The sequence below is a fragment of the Microbacterium sp. NPDC059771 genome, from assembly GCF_042732495.1.
Taxonomy (GTDB): domain Bacteria; phylum Actinomycetota; class Actinomycetes; order Actinomycetales; family Microbacteriaceae; genus Microbacterium; species Microbacterium sufflavum.
Genome location: NZ_JBHWHK010000003.1, coordinates 60,602 through 81,239, shown reverse-complemented (window position 1 = coordinate 81,239; position 20,638 = coordinate 60,602). Strand labels below are relative to the sequence as shown.

The 20,638-nt window shown below is 71.3% G+C and carries 18 protein-coding genes; 1 reads left to right on the top strand and 17 read right to left on the bottom strand.

The window, feature by feature from the left end; genetic code table 11:
• Nucleotides 1–3 precede the first annotated feature (3 nt).
• The 11 genes from metG to ACFV3I_RS17655 all read right to left on the bottom strand — a co-directional run bounded on the left by metG (nt 4) and on the right by ACFV3I_RS17655 (nt 11,551).
• On the bottom strand, nt 4–1,581 hold the full coding sequence (gene metG / locus ACFV3I_RS17705) for a methionine--tRNA ligase (RefSeq protein WP_136028589.1): 1,578 nt from the start codon (nt 1,579–1,581) through the stop codon (nt 4–6).
• Nucleotides 1,582–1,629: 48 nt separating this feature from the next.
• Complete coding sequence (locus tag ACFV3I_RS17700) at nt 1,630–2,799, bottom strand: glycoside hydrolase family 1 protein (protein WP_378823847.1); 1,170 nt, start codon at nt 2,797–2,799, stop codon at nt 1,630–1,632.
• Nucleotides 2,800–2,841: 42 nt separating this feature from the next.
• Entirely contained in the window at nt 2,842–4,569 is a 1,728-nt protein-coding gene (locus ACFV3I_RS17695; protein ID WP_247639073.1) for an ABC transporter ATP-binding protein, read from the bottom strand.
• Nucleotides 4,566–5,480, bottom strand: a complete 915-nt coding sequence (locus tag ACFV3I_RS17690; RefSeq protein WP_136028587.1) for an ABC transporter permease — start codon at nt 5,478–5,480, stop codon at nt 4,566–4,568. Before ACFV3I_RS17690 ends, ACFV3I_RS17695 begins: the two co-directional genes overlap by 4 nt.
• 55 nt (nt 5,481–5,535) lie before the next feature.
• On the bottom strand, nt 5,536–6,516 hold the full coding sequence (locus tag ACFV3I_RS17685; RefSeq protein ID WP_136028586.1) for an ABC transporter permease: 981 nt from the start codon (nt 6,514–6,516) through the stop codon (nt 5,536–5,538).
• On the bottom strand, nt 6,513–8,177 hold the full coding sequence (locus tag ACFV3I_RS17680; protein WP_378823844.1) for an ABC transporter substrate-binding protein: 1,665 nt from the start codon (nt 8,175–8,177) through the stop codon (nt 6,513–6,515). Before ACFV3I_RS17680 ends, ACFV3I_RS17685 begins: the two co-directional genes overlap by 4 nt.
• Before the next feature lie 143 nt (nt 8,178–8,320).
• Nucleotides 8,321–9,430, bottom strand: coding sequence for a LacI family DNA-binding transcriptional regulator (locus ACFV3I_RS17675; protein ID WP_378823841.1), 1,110 nt, complete (start codon nt 9,428–9,430; stop codon nt 8,321–8,323).
• 51 nt (nt 9,431–9,481) lie between these two features.
• Nucleotides 9,482–10,108 (bottom strand): class I SAM-dependent methyltransferase, encoded by a 627-nt coding sequence (locus tag ACFV3I_RS17670; protein ID WP_136045274.1) that lies wholly within the window; start codon nt 10,106–10,108, stop codon nt 9,482–9,484.
• A 16-nt stretch (nt 10,109–10,124) separates the two neighbouring features.
• Nucleotides 10,125–10,946, bottom strand: a complete 822-nt coding sequence (gene rsmI / locus ACFV3I_RS17665; protein ID WP_206253074.1) for a 16S rRNA (cytidine(1402)-2'-O)-methyltransferase — start codon at nt 10,944–10,946, stop codon at nt 10,125–10,127.
• Between the two features lie 9 nt (nt 10,947–10,955).
• Nucleotides 10,956–11,192 (bottom strand): hypothetical protein, encoded by a 237-nt coding sequence (locus ACFV3I_RS17660; RefSeq protein ID WP_136028581.1) that lies wholly within the window; start codon nt 11,190–11,192, stop codon nt 10,956–10,958.
• A 32-nt stretch (nt 11,193–11,224) separates the two neighbouring features.
• Nucleotides 11,225–11,551, bottom strand: a complete 327-nt coding sequence (locus tag ACFV3I_RS17655) for a hypothetical protein (protein ID WP_136028580.1) — start codon at nt 11,549–11,551, stop codon at nt 11,225–11,227.
• Nucleotides 11,552–11,736: 185 nt separating this feature from the next.
• Here ACFV3I_RS17655 and ACFV3I_RS17650 point away from each other — a divergent pair, with 185 nt between their 5' ends.
• A complete protein-coding gene (locus ACFV3I_RS17650; protein WP_378823838.1) occupies nt 11,737–13,290 on the top strand; it encodes a dolichyl-phosphate-mannose--protein mannosyltransferase in 1,554 nt (517 codons plus the stop codon).
• Nucleotides 13,291–13,321: 31 nt separating this feature from the next.
• Here the strand turns inward: ACFV3I_RS17650 and ACFV3I_RS17645 are convergent, their stop codons facing one another.
• The 6 genes from ACFV3I_RS17645 to ACFV3I_RS17620 form a co-directional block, all read right to left on the bottom strand.
• Complete coding sequence (locus tag ACFV3I_RS17645; protein WP_136028578.1) at nt 13,322–13,804, bottom strand: Lrp/AsnC family transcriptional regulator; 483 nt, start codon at nt 13,802–13,804, stop codon at nt 13,322–13,324.
• Nucleotides 13,805–13,808: 4 nt separating this feature from the next.
• Complete coding sequence (locus ACFV3I_RS17640) at nt 13,809–15,200, bottom strand: amino acid permease (protein ID WP_136035929.1); 1,392 nt, start codon at nt 15,198–15,200, stop codon at nt 13,809–13,811.
• On the bottom strand, nt 15,197–16,309 hold the full coding sequence (hisC, locus tag ACFV3I_RS17635; RefSeq protein ID WP_206253069.1) for a histidinol-phosphate transaminase: 1,113 nt from the start codon (nt 16,307–16,309) through the stop codon (nt 15,197–15,199). The genes ACFV3I_RS17640 and hisC overlap by 4 nt, the downstream gene beginning before the upstream one ends.
• Nucleotides 16,310–16,488: 179 nt before the next feature.
• Nucleotides 16,489–18,291 carry a thioredoxin domain-containing protein gene (locus ACFV3I_RS17630; protein ID WP_378823836.1) on the bottom strand — a complete coding sequence of 601 codons (1,803 nt, stop codon included), beginning with the start codon at nt 18,289–18,291 and terminating at the stop codon, nt 16,489–16,491.
• A 242-nt stretch (nt 18,292–18,533) separates the two neighbouring features.
• Nucleotides 18,534–19,373 (bottom strand): aldo/keto reductase, encoded by an 840-nt coding sequence (locus ACFV3I_RS17625; protein WP_136037144.1) that lies wholly within the window; start codon nt 19,371–19,373, stop codon nt 18,534–18,536.
• Nucleotides 19,370–20,605, bottom strand: a complete 1,236-nt coding sequence (locus ACFV3I_RS17620) for a heparan-alpha-glucosaminide N-acetyltransferase domain-containing protein (RefSeq protein WP_378823833.1) — start codon at nt 20,603–20,605, stop codon at nt 19,370–19,372. The genes ACFV3I_RS17625 and ACFV3I_RS17620 overlap by 4 nt, the downstream gene beginning before the upstream one ends.
• Nucleotides 20,606–20,638 lie beyond the last annotated feature (33 nt).

Genomic DNA, 20,638 nt, shown 5'->3' with positions numbered 1-20,638 from the left:
CGGTCAGGCCGTCGACTCCACGCGCGGGAACAGCGGCGCCAGGCCGTTGACACTCGTGCCCGGCTTCAGCACGCCCCACGCCCCCGCCTCACGGATCGGCTGGTCCTGCAGACGACCCAGCGTCTCGGCGGCGCCCAGTGCGATCCACAGCTTCTCGGTGGACTGGGGCATCACCGGCGACAACAGCACCGCCAGGGCCCGCAGGCCCTCGGCACACGTGTACAGCACCGTGCCCAGACGCTCGCGCTTCTCGTCGTCGCGGGCCAGCGCCCACGGCTCGTTCTCGGTGATGTAGCCGTTGAGCGCGTCGACGATGGTCCAGATCGCGGAGATCGCCTCGTCGATGCGGAACTGGCCGATCGCGGCATCCGCCTTCGTCGCGGCGTCGGCGACGATCTTCTGGATCGCGAGGTCCGCCTCGGTGTACTCGGCCGCCGGCGGGACGATGCCCTCGAAGTACTTCTCGATCATCGCGGTCGTGCGGGAGGCGAGGTTGCCGAAGCCGTTCGCGAGCTCGGCCTGGTAGCGGGCGGACAGGTCCTCCCAGGAGAACGAGCCGTCCTGGCCGAACGCGATCGCCGACAGGAAGTAGAAGCGGTAGGCGTCGGAGCCGAACACGTCGGTGATCTCGGTCGGCGCGATGCCGGTCAGCTTCGACTTCGACATCTTCTCGCCGCCGACCAGCAGCCAGCCGTGCGCGAACACGCCCTTGGGAACGTCGAGCCCCGCCGCCATCAGCAGCGCGGGCCAGATCACCGCGTGGAAGCGCAGGATGTCCTTGCCGACCACGTGGTACGCGGGCCAGCGGCGCGCGAACGTCTCCTCGTCGGAGCCGTAGCCCACGGCGGTGGCGTAGTTGAGCAGCGCGTCGACCCACACGTAGATCACGTGCGACTCGTCCCACGGCAGCGGGATGCCCCAGTCGAACGTGGAGCGCGAGATCGACAGATCCTTCAGCCCCTGGCTCACGAACGACACGACCTCGTTGCGCGCCGAGTCCGGCCGCACGAAGTCGGGCTCGGTCTTGTACAGCTCGAGCAGCCGGTCCTGGAACTCGCTCAGCTTGAAGAAGTAGTTCTTCTCCTGCAGCAGCTCCAGCGGCTTGGAGTGGATCGCACACACCTTCAGCCCCTCGAAGGGACCGGTGCCGTCGACGATCTCGGACTCCGGCTTGAACTCCTCGCAGCCCACGCAGTAGAGCGCCTCGTACTCGCCCGCGTAGATGTAGCCGCGGTCGTACAGGCGCTGGAAGAACGTCTGCACGTTGGTCTCGTGGCGCTCCTGCGTCGTGCGGATGAAGTCGTCGTTGGCGACATCGAGGGTCGTCAACAGCGGGAACCAGCTCTCGCTGACCAGCTTGTCCACCCACTCCTGCGGCGTCACGCCGTTGGCCGCCGCCGCCCGCAGCATCTTCTGCCCGTGCTCGTCGGTGCCCGTGAGCATCCAGGTGTCATCCCCCGCCTGGCGGTGCCACCGCGCGAGCGTGTCGACCGCCACCGTCGTGTACCCGTGGCCGATGTGGGGCACGTCCGACGGGTAGTAGATGGGCGTGGTGATGTAGAAGGATTCGCCTGCGGGCATGGGGACAATTCTAGGTGCCCCCATGCCGCAGGTTACGCCGGTGCGCGCTCAGAGCGCGTTGCGTCGCGCGACCTCGCCCAGCCACGCCAGCGACGGCTTCGGGAACCGCTCGAACGTCTCGTGGTCGAACCCGATCAGCCCGAAGGTCGGCCGGAAGCCGCTCGCCCACTCGTAGTTGTCCAGCGCGCTCCAGTGCTGATACCCGCGCACCTCGATGCCGTCCGCGATCGCGCGGTGCAGGCCCTCCAGTGCGCCCTGCGTGTAGGCGATGCGGCGGGTGTCGTCGGCCGTGGCGATGCCGTTCTCGGTCACGATCACCGGCACCCCGCCACTGCGCTCCCACGCGCTGCGTACCCCCAGCTCGAGCGCGGGCGGGTAGAACTCCCACCCGGTCAGCGTCGTCTCCACGTCGTCGGCGACCGGCCGCGGGCCCTCCGGACCGATGAACGTGCGCGTGTACGCCTGCACGCCCACGAAGTCGTCACCGGCCGACTGCTCCAGGTACCAGTGGTCGCGCGGGTCGCCGTAGGCCGCCAGCATCTCGTCGGCGCCCGGCTCGCCCGTCGAGTGGAAGGCCTGGGTCGCGATGGTCCACCCCGCCTGCGCGCCCGGCACGGTGTGCACGAGTTCGGAGGCCCGGCGGTGCGCGGCCAGCAGTGTGTCCGCCACGGCGAGGTCGGGATTGGGCAGGCCGTAGGCGACGAGGTTGGCCGCGTCCTCTCCCCCGGCCAGCATCGCGGCGATGTTGGGCTCGTTGATCGTGCACACGTAGCGCACGCCGTCGAGGATGGGCAGCACGGTCTCCACGTAGCGCGAGAACAGGTCGACCGCGTCGTCCGCGCGCCAGAAGCCGTCGCGCTGGAACCACTGCGGCACCGTGAAGTGCATGAGGGTGACCGTCGGGTCGAGCCCGTGCTCCCGCGCGGTGTCGATCATGCGGCGGTAGTGGTCGAGCATCGCCCGTGACACGAAGCCGCGCTCCGGCTCGATTCGCGCCCACTCGACCGAGAAGCGGTAGGAGTTCAGCCCCGCCTCGGCCAGCAGCCGCATGTCCTCCGGGTAGCGGTGGAAGTGGTCGGCGGCGTCGCCGGAGGGCTCGACCATGGGCGAGTCGGGGGCGTGCTCCATCGCCCACCAGTTGCTCGTGGTGTTGTTGCCCTCCACCTGATGGGCGGCGGTCGCGGCGCCCCAGAGGAAGCCGTCGGGGAATGCGAGCACGGATGCGCTCCTCTCTCTTTCTTGCAGATCTCCCGGCGCGGTTCAGCGCGCGCGGGAGGGGTTGGGCACGGCGTCGAGCAGCTCGACCGTGTACGGGTCCTCGGGGTGCTGGAGCACGTGCGAGGTCTCGCCGCGCTCCACGACCCGTCCTCCGTTGAGCACCAGGATGTTCTCGGTGACCAGGCGCGCGCTCAGCAGGTCGTGCGTGATGTAGAGCATGCTGATGCCCCAGCGCTCACGCAGGTCCTCCAGCAGCGCGAGCACGCCGGCACGCAGCGACACGTCGAGCATCGACACGGGCTCGTCGGCGATCAGCACCTGCGGGTCGCTCGCGAGCGCACGGGCGATCACGACGCGCTGCCGCTGTCCGCCGGAGAGCTGGTGCGGCAGCTTGGCCGCGAACTGCTCGACGGGCGTGAGGCCGACGGTCTCCAGCAGTTCGAGCACGCGCGCCCGCGCCTCGGTGCCGCGCAGCGTCGTGTAGTTGCGGATCGGGCGGGACAGCGCATACTCGACCGTGTGCAGCGGGTTCAGGGCCGCGTACGGGTCCTGGAACACCATCTGCACGTCCTTGCGGAGGTCGCGCAGGCCCCGGCGCTTCAGCGCGGCGACGTCGGTGTCGCCGAAGCGGATCGTGCCGGCGGTGGGCTTCTCGACGCCGGTGAGCATCTTCGCGATCGTCGACTTGCCTGACCCCGAGGCGCCGACCAGCGCGAGGGCCTCCCCCGGCTCCAGCCGGAAGGACACGTCGTCGACCGCGACCACCGGCTCCTGCCCGCGCCGTGGCGCCGGGTACCGCTTGGTGACGCCGTCCACCACGATCGCCGCGTCCGCGCGCCGGGTGTCGCGCGCAGACACGGTCGGCAGGGTCTCGGTGACGTCGGTGCGGCTGCGGCCCTCGCGGCGGCGGGTGCCCACATCGAGGAACCCGGGGATCTCGATCTTCTCCGCCCGGGGGTCGGCGTAGTGGCTCAGCAGCATGCGCGTGTACTCGTCCTGCGGACGGTGCAGGATGTCGTGGCTCGGGGCGTCCTCCACGATGCGGCCCTCGTGCATCACCATGACCCGGTCGGTGGCCTCGAGCACGATGCCGAGGTCGTGGCTGATGAGGATCGCCGTGAACCGTTCCGACCGCTGCAGCTCCTGGATCGTGTCCATCACCGCGTGCTGCACGAGCACGTCGAGGGCCGTGGTCGGCTCGTCGAACACCATGAGCTGCGGCTCCAGCGACAGCGCGAGGGCGATCGAGGCGCGCTGCCGCATGCCGCCCGAGAGCTCCCCGGGGTAGCGGTCGAGCACCTCGGGCTTCAGGCCGACCTTCCCCACGAGCTCGCGGGCCCTGGCCTCACGGGCCTCGCGGGGCACATGCCCGTGCGCGGCGAAGATGTCGCGGAAGTGACCTGCGACCGTGCGCACGGGGTTGAGCGCGTTCATGCCCGACTGCAGCACCATCGCGAAGCCGCCCTGCCGCTGGCGGCGCAGTCCCTCGGCGTCGAGCTCGCGGATGTCGCGCCCGTCGAACAGGATGCGACCGCCGCTGATGCGCGCCGGGGGCTTCTGCAGCCGGGTCAGCGCGAACCCGAGCGTGGACTTGCCCGACCCGGACTCGCCGACGAGTCCGACGAACTCGCCGCGTCGCAGCGTGAACGACACGTCGTGCACGGCCTGCACGGGCTGCTGCCCCGGGGAGGCGTACTCGACGGACAGGTTCTGCACGTCGAGGAGGATTCCGGCGTTGCGATCCGAGGTGTGCGCGGTCATGGCGCTCATCGCCCCTTCCCTTCCCGCAGGCGCGGATTGGAGATGCCGTCCACGCCGAAGTTGATGAGTGTGAGGCTGAGGGCCAGCAGGGCGATGCACAGACCGGGGGCGAACAGCAGCAGCCACTGCCCGGTGAGCAGCGAGTTGGAGTTCTGCGCCCAGTAGAGCATGGTGCCCCAGCTGACGATGCTGGAGTCGCCGAGGCCGAGGAACTCCAGGCCTGCCTCCGCCAGGATCGCCGCGGTGGCCGCGCCGAACAGGGTCCCCGCGATGATCGAGGTCATGTTCGGGAGGATCTCGCGGAACACGATGCGGGCCCTGCTGTCGCCGGAGAACTGGGCCGAGGTGACGAAGTCGTTGCCGCGCAGCGACTGGGTCTGGCTGCGCAGCACGCGCGCGCCCCACGCCCATCCGGTGACCACGATCACGGCGATGATCATGAGGATGCCGCCGTTCTGCAGGTACGCGGCGATCACGATCATGAGCGGCAGGCCGGGGATCACGAGGAACAGGTTCACGATGAACCCGACGACCTCGCCGGCGAAGCCGCGCATGTACCCCCAGCTCAGGCCGATCAGCACCGCGACGATCGTGGACAGGATGCCGGCGGCGAAGCCGACCAGCAGGCTCACCTGCGCGCCGTAGATCAGCTGGCTGAGCACGTCCTCGCCCGCGGCGGTCGTGCCGAGCCAGTGCTCCCACGACGCGTCGGCGTTGCGCTCGAAGCCGTTCTCCTTCGGGCCGTACGGCGCGAGGAGCGGCGCGAACACCGCGACCAGGACGAAGAAGGCGAGGATGCACAGCCCGAGCCGTGCCTTACCGTTGGCCCACAAGGTGCCGACCATGCGCCCGAAGGAGCGCCACGGGCTGGGGGCCGCGATCCGATCGGCCGGGATCTTGACGTTCATGGTGGAGGTCATCGTCTGGTCCTCGGGTCGAGCACGCAGTGCAGGCGGACAGGGAAAGGAGGGATCATCATCGGCGCGTCCTCGGGTCGAGCACCCCGTAGAGGATGTCCACGAGGAAGTTGGCGATGAGCACGCTCACGGTGATCATCAGGAACAGCGCCTGCATGAGCGGGTAGTCCTGCCCGATCACGGCGTTGAACAGCAGGTAGCCGATGCCCGGATAGCCGAACACCTGCTCCACGAGGATCGACCCGCCCACCACGCCGCCGAGCGTGAGCCCGAAGCCGGTGAGGTTCGGCAGGATCGCGTTGCGCGCGGCGTAGCGGAGCGCGATCGTGCGCCCGCGCAGCCCGTTGGCCTCACCGAAGGTGATGTAGTCCTCGCCGAGCGTGTTGATCATGGCGTTGCGCATGCCGATGATCCAGCCGCCGAGCGACGTGAGCAGGATCGTCAGCGCCGGCAGGAACGCGTGGCGCACCAGGTCGACGATGAAGTCCCACGTGAACCCGGGCGTCGTGGTCGCCGAGTAGGCGCCGGTCGTCGGGAACCAGTGCAGCACGTACCCGAGGAAGAACAGCAGCAGCAGCGCGGTCCAGAAGTACGGGAACGTGCTGAGGAACGAGCCGGTCAGCGTCGGCAGCGAGTCGAGCCACGTGCCGCGCCGCCACGCGGCCATCACGCCGATGAGGGTGCCGATCACGAACGCGAGGATCGTGACGATGCCCACCAGGCCCAGCGTGTACGGCAGCGCCGTGGACACCATGCTCGACACCGACTGCGGGTAGAACGTGTACGAGACGCCGAAGTCGAGCCGTACGACCTGACCGAGGTAGGCGACGTACTGGTCCCACAGCGAGCCGGTCGGCACGCCGAGCTGGGCCTCGATCGCGGCCCTGGTCGCATCCGACACGGGTCCGTTCTGCGAGAGCTTGGCGATCGCGGCGTCGGCGGGCGAGCCGGGCATCATGCGCGGGAGGAAGAAGTTCAGCGTGACCGCGGCCCACAGGGTCAGCACGAACAGGCCGAGTTTCTGGGCGACGTACTTCACTGGTCGTCTCCGTTCACTCGCTTCAGGTGGGTGAAGATCATCAGAGGCGCCGAGTCGTAGTTCTGCGGGATCATGTACGGGTCGTCGGCGGACGGCCACCCGGTGAACTTCGCGTCGTTGAACAGGCCCCAGATGCCGCCGTAGTACATGCCGATCACGGGCAGCTCGTCGTACACGATGTTCTGCAGCTCGTGCACGATCTCGCCCTGGCGCCGCGGGTCGACCGTCGCGCGGTACTCCGCGAGCAGCGCATCGGCCTCCGGCGAGCGGTAGCGCTCGAAGTTGTTCGTGGTCGACTCCCCGGACGGCACGTAGAAGTCGCTGGAGAGCAGGCTGTTGAACGCCTGGTAGACGTCGCCGTTGCCCATGCCGCCGATCGCCATCTCGAAGTCGCCGTTGCCGATCGCGCTCTGGTAGCCCGCGGGCTGCGGCAGCTTCAGCGAGACCTTGATGCCGATGTCTCCGAGCTGGCGCTGCACGGTCTGCGCGGCGCGGGTCCAGTCGGAGAAGCCGTTCGCGGTGGTGAGCGAGAACTCCAGCTGCTCGCCGTCCGGCCCCACCAGCCGATCGCCGTCGAGCGTGTAGCCGGACTCGGCGAAGGCGGCGAGCGCGGCGTCCTCGTCTTGCGCGATCATGCCCGCGTCGGGGATCTCGGGGTCGAGGTACTGCTCCTGGTTCGGCAGGATCAGGCCGGTCTGGCCGGCGGGCTTCATGTAGCCCTCGGACGCGGTCTCGGCGATCTCCTCGCGGTCGAGCGCGAGCGCGATGCCGCGGCGCACGTTGACGTCGTCGAACGGGGCGACCTCGAGGTTCGGCACCAGCGAGATCACGCCGCCCGGCGGGAACCACCAGGTGTTGTCGGGGCTGGCCGCGCCCCACGTGCCCTCCACGTCGGAGATGAACGCGTACGCCCAGTCGTAGCCGCGCGTGACGGTGTCGAGCTGGCTGTTGGTCGCCGGGAGGATGATGTGCTCGATCTCGATCCGGTCGGCCTGCCAGTAGTCGGGATTGCGGTCCATCGAGTACTGCTGGTCGTTGTAGTTGCCGAGCACGAACGGGCCGGTGCCGACCGGATCCTCGTTGCGCCAGGTGCCCGGATCCTGCACGTCCTTCCAGATGTGCTCCGGCACGATCATGGTCTGGCCGAGGATCGACAGCGACGGGGCGTCCTCGCTCTGCAGGTGGAAGATCACGTCGGAGCCGTCGACCTCGACCGAGTCGATGTGCTGCCAGGCGCCCTTGATGTCGAGAGACGGCTCATCCTTCAGCAGCTGGAACGTGAAGGCGACGTCGTCGGCCGTGAAGTCCTCGCCGTCGCTCCACTCGACCCCGTCGCGCAGCGTCATCACGATCGTGCGGGCGTCGGGCTGCGACCACGCGGAGGCCAGCCACGGGTTGAGCTCGCCGTCGAGGGGGTTCACCAGGATCAGCGGCTCGTAGATCCACCGCGAGGCGGTGCGCGTGTTGGTCAGGTACGGGTTGAAGTTCTTCGTGAAGAACGGGTTGCCGTGGTCGGCGTTGATCAGCATCGTGTCCTCGCCGATGGAGGGGTCGGGCTGGGAGCTGATCTGGATGCTGCAGCCGCTGAGCGCGATCGCCGCGGCCGCGAGCCCCACGACGGCGGCTCTGCGCCAGCGTCGGAAGGTGTGCGTCTCTGCCACTGGGGGACCTCATGTCGTCTCTGTCATGATGGGCGCCCCACGGGTCGGAGCGTCCGTCGGCCGAAGCCGCATGAGCGAGTGTAAGCGCATACATTTGTGATCGGCAACCCCTTGACACCGCGCTCCCGTCCGTTCGAGGCGCGTCAGGAGGGTCGCGCGGAGCTCTCCCGCAGGAGGATCTGCAACGGCAGCCGCACCACCGCGGGCGGGGCCTCCGGCTCCTCCAGCCGGCGCGCCAGCACCTGCACCGCGGCGCGGCCCAGCTCGATCATCGGCTGCCGGATCGTCGTCAGCGGGGGGACGGAGAGGGCGGCGGCGTCGATGCCGTCGAACCCGGTCACGAGCACGTCGTCGGGCACGCGCACGCCCGCGCGGTGCAGCACGTCGACGACCCCCAGCGCCATCTGGTCGTTCGCCGCGATCACCGCGGACGGGGGTGCGCCGTCGCGCAGCAGCTCCTCGGCCGCGCGCCGCCCCGATGCCCGCGTGAAGTCGCCGCGCAGCAGCCGCAGCTCCTCGGTCGCCCGGCCCGACGCCGCCACGGCCGCCACCACGCCCTCGCGCCGCTGCTCCGCGTCGGGCGAGTCCGCGGGACCCGCGAGGAACGCGACCGCACCCTCCCCGACCTGCGCGAGAACGTGCCGCGTGAGCTCGCCCATCGCCTCGGCGTTGCTGACCGTGACGTGGTCGTAGTCGTCGCCGCGCGGCGGACCGGACAGGACCACGACCGGAATGCGGCGCGCGAGCCGCGCCAGCACGTCATCCGGCACGCTGCTCGCGAGCACCATGAGCCCGTCGACACGACCGGCCATGTCCCGCACGGTCGACCGGTCGGGGTCGTCGCGCCCCACGCCCACCATCAGCACGAAGCCCTGCTTCCACGCCTCCAGCTCGGCCCCGCGCAGCACCTCGTCCAGGAACAGCATCGAGGTGACAGGAGCGCCGGGCTCGCCCTCGTCCTCCACCACCGTGAACGGCGGGGCCGCGGCTCCCGCACTCGACAGGACGTCGAGCGCGGGGGCGTCCTCCGCCGCGTCGAACCCCGGGAAGTACAGGCCCAGCACGCCCGTCCGGCGCTCGGCCAGCCCGCGCGCGCTTCCGCTCGGGACGTAGCCGAGAGCCGTGACCGCATCGAGCACCCGCTCGCGGGTCGCCGGTCGTACGGCATCGGGCGACCGCAGCACCCGCGACACGGTGGCGATCGAGACGCCCGCGTGCGCGGCGACGTCGTACACGGTCGCGGCCTTGCTCACGGCGGATCCCCCAGGGTCGAGTCGTCGGATCGGGTGTCAGGACAGCGTAGATCAGACCCGGCGGGCGATCAGCGCACCGTGCGGGCGCGTGCTCGCCTCCCCGGGCACGCGGGCGCGGGTCTCGGTCCCCTCGACCTCGAGCCCCGCGGCGGCGAGCAGCGGCGTGAGCGCCTCCGCCGACCAGAAGTACGCGGTCGTGATCGCGTGGTCGAACGGCGCGCGCGGCTCGCCGTCGAAGAAGCCCAGCAGCAGTCGTCCCCCTGGCGCGAGCACGCGCGCGAACTCGGCGAGCGCGGCGGGCACCTCGGTCGGCGGCGTGTGGATGAGCGAGTACCACGCGAGGACGCCGCCCAGCGACCCGGCGGGCTGCGGCAGCGCGAGGAAGGAGCCCTGGGTGACATCGAGGCCGGGGTGCCGCGTGCGGGCCTCCGCGACGAACTCCGCCGACAGGTCGATGCCCGACACGTCGTGCCCCGCGTCGTGGAGGAACCGCGTCCACAGCCCGGGACCGCACCCGGCGTCGAGCAGGGCACCCGAGGTGGCTCGGCGCCAGCGATCGATCGTGTCGCGGTCGCGGGGGTCCAGCTGCTCCACCGTGCCGGCGATCGCGACGTACTCCGCGGCGCGGCGGTCGTAGGCGGCCGCGATGGCGTCGTGCGCCTCCGCCGGTGTCGTCACCGGGTGCCCCCCGAGCTCATCGGGTACGGGCGGCGAGGGCGGCCTGGTAGAGGTCGCGCGTGGAGAGGCCGGTCTGCGCCGCCACCTCGGCCGCGGCCTCCTTCAGGCGCGTGCCGTCCGCGACCAGGGCCTGCACCTGGGCCAGCGCGTCGTCGGCCGACACCGCGCGGCGGGGCGCGCCCTCGACCACGACCACGATCTCGCCCTTCACGCCGTCGGCGGCCCAGGCGGCGAGCTCGGCGGCGGTCCCGCGGCGCACCTCCTCGTACAGCTTCGTCAGCTCCCGGCACACCGCGATCCGGCGGTCCTCGCCGAACGCCGCCCCCATGTCGGCGAGCGTCGCGGCCAGGCGCGACGGCGACTCGAAGAACACCATGGTGCGCGGCTCCGCGGCGAGCGCCGTCAGGGTCGCCCGGCGCTCCCCCGGCTTGCGCGGCAGGAACCCCTCGAACGTGAAGCGGTCGGTCGGCAGACCCGAGATCGCCAGCGCCATGAGCACGGCGCTCGGACCGGGGATCGCGGTGACCGTGACCCCCTGCGCCACGGCCTCGGCCACGAGCCCGTAGCCCGGGTCGCTCACGGTCGGCATCCCCGCGTCGCTCATCACCACGACATCGGTGTCCGCGGCGAGGGCCGCCAGCTCCGCGGCCTTCTGCTTCTCGTTGTGGTCGTGCAGCGCGATCAGGCGCGGGCGGTTGGCGATCTGCAGCGCCTGCAGCAGCCGCTGCGTGGTGCGGGTGTCCTCCGCGACCACGACCTCCGCGTTCTCCAGCACCTCCACCAGACGCCGGGACGCGTCCCCGAGATTCCCGATGGGCGTGGCGGCGAGGATGATCACCCGCCCAGCTTAGGCGGGCGGGTGACCATCCTGATCGTCGCGACCGCCCCCGCGATACCAGCGGATGACCATGGAGATCACGCCCACCACGAGCACCACCCCGCAGGCGACGAAAAAGATCCGGAAAGCGATCTCGGTCGCAAGAGCTGCGTTGAGGAAAGCCAGGCCGGCGCAGAACAGAGTGGCGATCCACCCAGTGATCCGTGCCCCACTGGGCTGCGCCTTCGTCGTCGGACTCTGATCCATGGGGGAGCTCTTTTCCGTCTCGACAGGATGGGTCAACATGCGAAATCCCCGGTGCTCGTGCGCTTCTCCTGCGCAACCTGTCCCAGATACGCCGCCCATGCGGCGACACTCCAGCCGGGACTGACGATAGTCGCACCGATCGATCCGAAAAAGCCACCGACAACTCTCCCGGCTTGCGCCCAACACGGACCGAGGTCGCGCGACGGCACGGCGCGACCCACGACCGCGACTTCAGAGACCGCCACCCCTCGCTCCGTCGGCGCTTCAAAGCTTGCTGACGCCGAAAGCGGGAAAACCAGGGCGGATGCGACGGTCAGTGCCGCGGCCGCGGTGAGTCGTGCGGAGAACTGAATGATCATGAACGTGTCCTATCTGTCCTCAAATGCGGACAGATACACGCTACGGTGCCAGACACTCGGCTGCTATCCCTCCAGCTCTCGAACTTCTAGAACATCGGCATTCGTGCTCTGACGCGGCGCGGGGCGAAACCGCGGCGAAGCGCACACTTCCGAGCACACGGAAGCGGGGTGTCTAGGCTGGAGCGGTGACCGCGCCCCAGCCCCTGCTGCCTCCCCCCGAGGCGCGGGCGACGCGCTACGAGCGCCTGCGCGACCGCGTGCTGCACGCCCCCGACTGGGGACGGGCCATCGGGTGGCTCGCACCGCTCGTGGTCACGGCGCTCGCGGCGGTGCTGCGGCTCGTGAACGTCGGGCACCCCCACCAGCTGGCGTTCGACGAGACCTACTACGTCAAGGACGCCTGGTCGCTGTGGACCCTCGGCTACGAGGGCGTCTGGGGACAGGGCGCCGACGAGGCCTTCCAGACCCTGCAGGAGCTGCCGCTCACGAACAAGGGCGCCTTCATCGTGCACCCGCCGCTGGGCAAGTGGCTCATCGCACTCGGCATGGCCATCGGCGGCCCCGACAACAGCGCCGGCTGGCGGCTGGCCACGGCCCTGCTGGGTGCGGGCTCCGTGCTGCTGGTGTACCTGATCGCCCGCCGGCTGACCGGATCCGTGGTCGCGGCCACCGTCGCGGGCACCCTTCTCGCGATCGACGGACTGAGCATCGTGCTGAGCCGCATCGCGCTGCTCGACGGCATCCTCACCTTCTTCGTGCTGCTCGGCGTGCTGTTCGTGCTGCTCGACCGGCAACGCACCATCCCCCTCCTGGAGCGTCGCGACCCCGACGCCCCCGACCCGCTGTGGGGTCCGGTGCTGTGGCGCCGCCCGTGGCTCGTCGCCGCGGGTCTCGCGCTGGGGGCGGCGTGCGCGGTGAAGTGGTCCGGCTTGTACGTGCTGGCCGGCTTCGGGCTGTACGTGGTGGTCACCGATGCGCTGGCCCGGCGCCGCGGCGGTGTGGTCGTGTGGCCCGCGTCCGCCGTGTTCCGCCAGGGGCCCGTGTCGTTCGTGCTGCTGGTGCTGCCGGCCGCGGCCGTGTACCTCGCAAGCTGGACCGGGTGGCTCGTGACCGACAAGGGCTACGACCGCGGCAGCGACGCGAACCCCCTGCTCGCGCTGTGGAACTACCACCAGGCGATGCTGGGCTTCCATGTGGGGCTCAGCCGCGGGCACCCCTACGCCAGCCCCGCGTGGGAGTGGCCGTTCCTGCTGCGACCGACCGCCGTCTGGGTCGACCCCGATCCGACCGCGTGCGGGGTCGACCACTGCATCGGCGTGATCTCCGCGATCCCCAACCCGCTGATCTGGTACGGCGGCGTCGCCGCGAGCGTGTACCTGCTGTACCGCCTGGTGCGCGCGTGGATCGCCCGTCAGCCGATCGAACCGGCGCTCACGCTGCCGCTCGTGGGGCTCGCCGTGACCTACCTGCCCTGGCTGATGTTCCCCGAGCGGACGATCTTCCAGTTCTACACGGTGGTCATGATGCCGTTCCTGGTGCTCGCGCTGACGATGACGCTGCGGATCATCGCCGGGACACGCGACGATCCGCTGCACCGGCGCCAGTCCGGACAGCGCACCGTGGTGGTGTTCCTGACCGTGGTCGTGCTCGTGTCGGCGTTCTTCCTGCCGCTGTGGCTGGGGATCAGCGTGCCGTACGACTTCTGGCGGCTGCACAACTGGCTGCCCGGCTGGATCTGAGCACGGGAGCCCCCGACGGCGAGGCCGGTGCTCAGCCGGCGTCGTCGGTGGCCACGTGCTCGACCAGCGGCAGCACGCGCCCCGACAGGTGCGTACGCATCGCGATGGACGACGCCGTGCGCGCCACCCCCGGCACGACGGCGACCCGGTCGAGCACCTCCTGCAGCTGCGTGGCATCGCGCGCGACCAGGCGCAGCTGCATGTCGCTCGCCCCCGTCACGGTGTGCATGTCCACGATCTCCGGCACCGCGTCCGCGAGCGCGGCGGCCACCTCGTCGTGCCCCACCTTCTGATCGATCTCGACCAGGCAGAACGCGACCATGCCGTATCCGAAGCCGGCCGGGTCGACGCGCGGCACGATTGCCTCGATCACCCCGCCCTCGTGCAGTCGCGCGAGCCGGCTGGTGGCGGTGCCGCGTGCGATGCCCAGCCGCCGCGCACACTCCAGGATGGGCAGCTGCGGCGACTCGGTGAGCAACCGGATCAGCGCGGCGTCCAGCCGGTCGATGCGCACGCCGCTACTCCCGCACCACGCCGGGACGGGACACACCACGGGTGAGCCGCGCCACCACCAGCAGCACGACCGTCAGCCCGAGGGTCAGCAGCAGCTGCGTGCGCGCCGCGGGGTCGATCATCGCGAGGGCGATCACCCCGGCGAGCAGGGCCAAGCACAGCCACGAGATCCACGGGAAGCCCCACATCCGCATCGGCATCGCCTCGCCGGCGCGGTCCGCCCGGCGCCGCAGCACGATCTGCGAGACCGCGGTCGCCGTCCAGATCACCAGCAGCGTCGAGCCCACCACGTTCAACAGGGCGGGGAGCACCACATCGGGGAACGCCCAGTTCAGCCCGACCGTGACGAACCCGAACGCGACCGACGCCAGCACCGCCAGGTACGGCACGCCCGTGAGACTCGTGCGGGTGACCGCCAGCGGCGCCAGTCCGCGCTCCCCCAGCGAATACGCCATGCGGGAGGCGCCATAGATGTTGGCGTTCATGGCCGACAGCAGCGCGACCACGACGATGAGGTCCATCACCAGACCGACACCCGGCACATGGAGCGTGTCGAGCACCGCCGAGAACGGACCGGCCTCCACCGCGGGGTCGTCCCACGGCAGCACCGCGACGATCACGAAGATCGAGCCGACGTAGAAGATGAGGATGCGCACCAGCACCTCGCGCACGATGCGGCGGATGTTGCGCGCCGGGTCGTCGGACTCGGCCGCCGCGATCGCCACGACCTCGGTGCCGCCGAACGCGAACACCACGATCAGGAGCGCCGCCGCGATGCCGGTGATGCCGTTGGGCGCGAAGCCGCCCTCGTCCACGAGGTTCGACACACCCGTGGCCGGAACACCGGGGATGAGGCCGACGATCGCGCACACGCCGACCACGAGGAACGCGATGATCGCGGCGACCTTGATCGCCGCGAACCAGAACTCGAAGGTGCCGTAGTTGCGCACCCCGAACAGGTTCACCGCGGTGAGGGCGACCACGAACACCAGCACCCACACCCACGCGGGCACGCCGGGGATCCAGCCGGCCACGATGCCCGCCGCCCCGGTCGCCTCGGCCGCGATCACCACGATCAGCTGGATCCAGTAGAGCCAGCCGACCGCGCTGCCGGCGCTGCGCCCCATCGCCTTCTGGGCGTAGGAGCTGAACGCGCCGGAGCTGGGGCGTGCCGCGACCATCTCGGCCAGCATCGCCATGACCAGCACGACGATGCCGCCGGCGACCAGATACGAGATGAGGACCGCGGGACCGGCGATCCCGATCGCCTGGCCGGAGCCGACGAACAGCCCGGCGCCGATCGCGCCGCCGAGCCCCATCATGGAGATCTGGCGCCGGGTGAGCCCGGGATGCAGGCCCTTCGTGGTGGTGGTCGTGACCGGGACCTCGACGCTCACGCGGACACCCCCATCAGGTCGGAATCGCGGTCGGAATCGTGCGCGGCGTCGCCGCCGGAGACCGCGGCAGCGAGGGCGGCCTCGACCCTGTCGATGTCGGCGGCGGAGCCGGACGAGATCCGGATGCCCTCGCCGGGGAAGGCGCGGGCGACGACACCCCCGGCGTGCAGGAGGGCGTCGAGCTCGGCGGTGCGCTCCCCCGACGGGACCCAGACGAAGTTGGCCTGTGACGGGACGGCGGGCCAGCCCGCGGCGGTGAGCACGGCGTACAGGCGCTCGCGCTGCGCGACCACCTCGTCGATGCGGATGGCCAGCTCCTCCTCCGCCGCGAGCGACGCGAGGGCGGCGGCCTGCGCCAGGTCGGTCACACCGAACGGCACGGCCACCTTGCGCTGCGCCTCGGCGATCTCGCGCGGGGCGATCGCATAGCCGATGCGCAGGCCGGCGAGACCATAGGCCTTGGAGAACGTGTGGAGCACCGCGACGTGCGGGTGGCGGCGGAACAGCTCGATGCCGGCGCCGCGGCTCGCCGTGCGATCGAAGTGCACGTACGCCTCGTCGATCACCACGAGCACGTCGCGCGGCACGGCGGCCACGAAGCGCTCGAGCGCGTCCGCGTCGACGACCGTGCCGGTGGGGTTGTTCGGGTTGCACACGAACACCAGTCGGGTGTGCGGGGTGATCGCGGCGAGCATCGCGTCGAGGTCGTGGCCGTGCTGCGCGTCGAGCGGAACGGGCACGGGCGTGGCCCCCGCGATGCGCACGAGCGAGGGGTACGCCTCGAATGACCGCCACGCGAACACGACCTCGTCACCCGCGCCGGCGACCGCGTGGATCAGCTGGGCCGCGATCTCCACCGATCCGGCTCCCACCGTGACCTCGTCGACGTCGACGCCGTAGCGCGCGGCGAGCGCCTGCCGCACGGCCGCGGCACTCATGTCGGGATAGCGGTGGATGCCGGCGACGCGCTCCTGGACGACCTGCACGACGGAGGGCAGGGGCGGATGCGGGGACTCGTTGGACGAGAGCTTCGAGGCACCGGCGGGGGCCGAGCGGCCCTGACGGTAGGCGGGGACGGCGTCGAGGCCGGGACGGGCGGAGAGGGGCATCGTCAGAGCATCCTTGCTGTGATCCGGGTGGTGTCGCGCCACCCTAGAACGCACGTCGCCCCCTGGGCAATCGGTGCAGCGAATGGTGGGCATCGCGCGCAATCGAACGCCCGGCGCGCTGTCCACCCTGGGCAGATTGCCCAGTCGACTCCGGGAGCGGGCGGAGGGCAGGGTGAGCGTCAGCGTTCCCTCGTGACCTCGGCGGGGTCGGCGGTGGGAAGCCGGCACACGAACGCCCGGCAGTCGTACAGGCGCTCGGGCGTTGCGGCCTTGCCCTCGAACAGCTCGAAGCCCGCCGCGGCGAACGCGGCGGCCTGGGCGGGCGACACCACCGCGAGCACGTCGGCGTCGGCGTCCCGCGCGGCGCGGGCGAGCGCCCCGTCGCGGTCGTCGGTCACGACCACGAGCTGACGGGGCGGTGCGACCAGCCCCGCGGCCACCCGGAGCAGGCTCCCGTGCGCGAACGGCTGACCGAGCGCACGCGCCGCCAGCATCCGCACCCGGGCGACCGCCTCCTCGCGGTACCGGTCCCCCGCACCGAGCCGCCACGCCGCCAGCGCAGCGCCCGCCACCGCCGCCGCGTCGGAGGGGAGGTCGCCGTCGGTGTGGTCGGGCGAGGTCGCGATGCCCTGCGCCGCAAGCAGCGGGTCGGCGCCGGCGGCACCGTCGAGGGCCGGGTCGAGCAGCCGCAGCGCCGTGACCGCCCACTGGGCCTCCCCGGTCGCGGCGGCGAGGCCCAGCAGTCCCTCAGCGAACAGCGCGAGGTCGGCCGCGGTCGCCGGGGCTGCCGAGGCACGGTCGTCGAGCGACGCCCGGGTGAGCGCGCCGTCGTCGCCGCGGTTGACGCGCAGCACGTGATCGGCCGCCGCGGCCGCCGCCTCGACCCAGTCGGGCTCGCCGAGAGTCGTCCCCGCCCTGGCCAGCGCCCCGACCGCGAGGCCGTTCCAGCCCGTGATGACCTTGCCGTCCACCGCGGGAGGCTCCAGCTCGCCGCGCGCGGATACCGGGCGCTGGTAGTACCCGCCCTCGCTGCGCACCCCGTCGATCCACGACTCCGAGTCCTGCGCGGCGCCGAAGCCGCCGCCGTCGCGTCGCAGCACGCCCAGGAGGAAACCGGCGATGCCGCGGGCGGTGCCCGTATCCCCCTCGTCCAGCGCGACCTCCAGCAGCTGCGCGTTGTCGGTGAGCATGCGCTCGTAGTGCGGCACCGTCCAGTCCCGCTGCGTGGCGTAGCGGAAGAAGCCGCCGTCCTCGTCGCGCAGGTCGGAGCCGGACATGGCCGCGAGCGCCCGCGTGGCCGCTGCCCCGGCGTCGGGAGAACCCGCCCGCACCAGCGGATGCTGCAGCAGCCGCAGCGTGGTCGCCACCGGGAACTTCGGCGCCCCGCCGAAGCCTCCGAACAGCCGGTCCTCCCTGGCCGCGATCCCGTCGGCGGCGGTGACGATCGCCGCCGCGTCGGGCAGGTCGGACGGCGCGGACTCGGCGGCCCTGGCGAGGGCCTCGGTCACCGCGTCCGCCGACTCCTCCGCCTGCGCGCGCCGCACCGTCCACGCCTCCCGCACGGCCGCCAGCACCTCGCGGAACGCGGGCATCGGCGGCCGGGGCTCGGGCGGCCAGTAAGTGCCGGCGAAGAACGCGCGGCCACTCGGCGTCGTGAACACCGTCAGCGGCCAGCCGAGGTTCTGCGTGAACGCCGACGCCGCGGCCATGTACGCCGCATCGACGTGCGGGTGCTCTTCGCGGTCGACCTTGACCGCCACGAAGCCCTCGTCGATCAGCGCGGCCGTGACGGGGTCGGAGAACGACTCGCGCGCCATCACGTGACACCAGTGGCACGTGGAGTAGCCGATCGAGATCAGCAGCGGCACGTCCCGCCGTCGTGCCTCCGCGAACGCCTCCTCGCCCCACGGATACCAGTCGACCGGATTCTCGGCGTGCGACCGGAGGTAGGGGCTGAGGGTGTCCGCGAGCCGGTTGGTCATGCCGTCCACGCTACGCCGCGCGGCGGGACGGCGGGCTGCGGCGGTGAGCACGGGATCGCGGCTCCCACGCGAACGCCCCGCGTCGCGAGCGGCGACACGGGGCATCCGGGTGCGGGGGGGTGGTGGGCGGGGTCAGCCGGTCCGTTGCGTGACCGGTCGATCGGGGCGACTCCGTGGGCGGGGTCAGCCGGTCCGTTGCGTGACCGGTCGATCGGGCCGACTCCGTGGGGCGGGGGTTCCCGTCAGTTGACCTCGTCGGGGTGCGAGCCGACACGACCCGAACCGTCGAGCGGGTCGAGGGCGTCGATCGCGGCGATCTCCGCGTCGGTCAGCTCGAAGCCGAACACGTCGAGGTTCTCGCGCAGACGCTCGGGGCGCACCGACTTCGGGAAGACGATGATCCCCTTCTGCAGGTGCCAGCGCAGCACCGCCTGCGCCGGGGTGACGCCGTGGGCCGCGGCCGCGTCGGCGACCGCCGGGATGCCGAACAGGTCGTACTTGCCCTGACCGAGCGGACCCCACGCCTCGATGCGCACGTCGTTCGCGTCGGCCCACGCGACCTCCTCGCGACGCTGGTACGCCGGGTGCAGTTCGATCTGGTTCACGGCCGGGACGACGCCGGTCTCCTTCACGGTGCGCTCCAGGTGCGGCACGAGGAAGTTCGAGACGCCGATGCTGCGGGTCAGTCCGGCCTCGCGCAGCTCGATGAGCTTGGCGAACGCGTGCACGTAGTCGTCCTTCGCCGGGGTGGGCCAGTGCACGAGGTACAGGTCGACCCGGTCGAGCCCGAGCTTCTCGAGGCTCTCGCCGATCGCCGCACGCGGCTCGTCGTCGTGGTGGCGGTCGTTCCAGAGCTTGGTGGTGATGAACAGCTCGTCGCGCGGGATGCCGGAGGCGGCGATCGCGGCGCCCACGCCCTCCTCGTTGCCGTAGATCGCGGCGGTGTCGATGTGGCGGTAGCCGATCTCCAGCGCTTCGCTCACTGCGCGCTCGGTCTCGGCCGGCGGCACCTTGAAGACGCCGTAGCCCAGCTGCGGGATGGAGTTGCCGTCGTTGAGTTCGAGAGAGGGAATGGTGGTCATGGGTCCAGCCTATGACCTGTGATGACAGGTGTGGCGGGATCGTGTCTTTCCGTGTCGGCGGAGGCACCGCGTCGGTCGACCGGCACCGAGGCCATGGCCTGCGCCGCCCGACCCACGAGGCGCTCGAGGGGTCCGCGGCCGAAGAGGATCGACCACAGTGTCGCGGCCACCACGAGTGCGATCGCGGTGAGCAGCCAGAAGGCCGTGCTCTGCACGAAGCCGCCGGGGCCGACCAGCACCACGATCGACACCACGTGCACCGTGTATGCCGTGAGCGGCATGGAGCCGAGTGCCGCGAGCGGCAGGAACACCCACCGCAGCGGCCGGCTCAGCAGCAGGCACAGCGCGACCACCGCGAGCGCGAAGCCCCCGGAGCCGAGGATCTCGGCCGTGCCCCCGGAGTGCGGTTCCACGCCGAAGAACGCCGACAGCACCGACCGCAGCGGGTCCAGCCCCGCGAGCGCCGCGGGGTACGCGTCCCACCCGGAGCCGAATCCGAAGCCGCCGTCGCCGGAGCCGATGCCACCGTCGTCGCCCCCGACTCCGGCCGCCTGGCCGACCGCGCCGAGCCCGTATCCGATGACCGCGAGCAGCACGCCGACAGCGAGCGCGACGACCGCCGTGCGGAGTCGCTCCACGTGCAGCCGGCCGAGCGCGAGGCCGCCCAGCACGAACGCGAGCCACGCCGTCAGCGGGTACACGCCGTACAGCGCGAAGCCGAGCCCTGCGCCGTAGGGCTCCAGCGCGAGCGCGCTCAGCAGCGCGAGCGCGGCGGGGGCCACGAGCGCGAGCACCCCGGCCGCGAGGAGCAGCTGCCACGCCCGCCACCGCAGGAACGGGATCACCGCGACGTAGAGCAGCCCGTAGAGGGTGAGGATCACCGCGATGGGCGTGTTCAGCATCTCGAGCGCGAGACCTATCAGGAAGATCGCCGCGCCCCGGCCCACCAGGTTCAGGCGCAGCGTCGGCATGCGCTCGGGAGCGGGCAGCGTGCTGCGCCCCGTCATCAGCGCGATCGACACCCCGGCGAGCAGTGCGAACAGGATCGAGGAGCGGCCGTTCACCAGGTCGGTCCAGGTGGACGGGTCGCCCCACGCGAAGGGCCGGAGCTCGCCGACGTGGGCGGCGGCCATACCCAGGATCGCGAGGGCCCTGGCCACGTCGAGGCCGAGGATGCGCGGTGGCCGGCCGAAGTCCCGGAACCAGCGGGTGGGCGCGAGGGGGGAGGTCACGAGTTGATCGTAGGGCGCGCATCCCGGCATACG

What these genes read in the sequence shown, in the direction of transcription:
- metG (WP_136028589.1), bottom strand. Translation starts at nt 1,581, where the DNA reads ATGCCCGCAGGCGAATCCTTCTACATCACCACGCCCATCTACTACCCG.
- ACFV3I_RS17695 (WP_247639073.1), bottom strand. Translation starts at nt 4,569, where the DNA reads ATGAGCGCCATGACCGCGCACACCTCGGATCGCAACGCCGGAATCCTC.
- ACFV3I_RS17690 (WP_136028587.1), bottom strand. Translation starts at nt 5,480, where the DNA reads ATGACCTCCACCATGAACGTCAAGATCCCGGCCGATCGGATCGCGGCC.
- ACFV3I_RS17660 (WP_136028581.1), bottom strand. Translation starts at nt 11,192, where the DNA reads ATGGATCAGAGTCCGACGACGAAGGCGCAGCCCAGTGGGGCACGGATC.
- ACFV3I_RS17655 (WP_136028580.1), bottom strand. Translation starts at nt 11,551, where the DNA reads ATGATCATTCAGTTCTCCGCACGACTCACCGCGGCCGCGGCACTGACC.
- hisC (WP_206253069.1), bottom strand. Translation starts at nt 16,309, where the DNA reads ATGCCCCTCTCCGCCCGTCCCGGCCTCGACGCCGTCCCCGCCTACCGT.
- ACFV3I_RS17630 (WP_378823836.1), bottom strand. Translation starts at nt 18,291, where the DNA reads ATGACCAACCGGCTCGCGGACACCCTCAGCCCCTACCTCCGGTCGCAC.
- ACFV3I_RS17625 (WP_136037144.1), bottom strand. Translation starts at nt 19,373, where the DNA reads ATGACCACCATTCCCTCTCTCGAACTCAACGACGGCAACTCCATCCCG.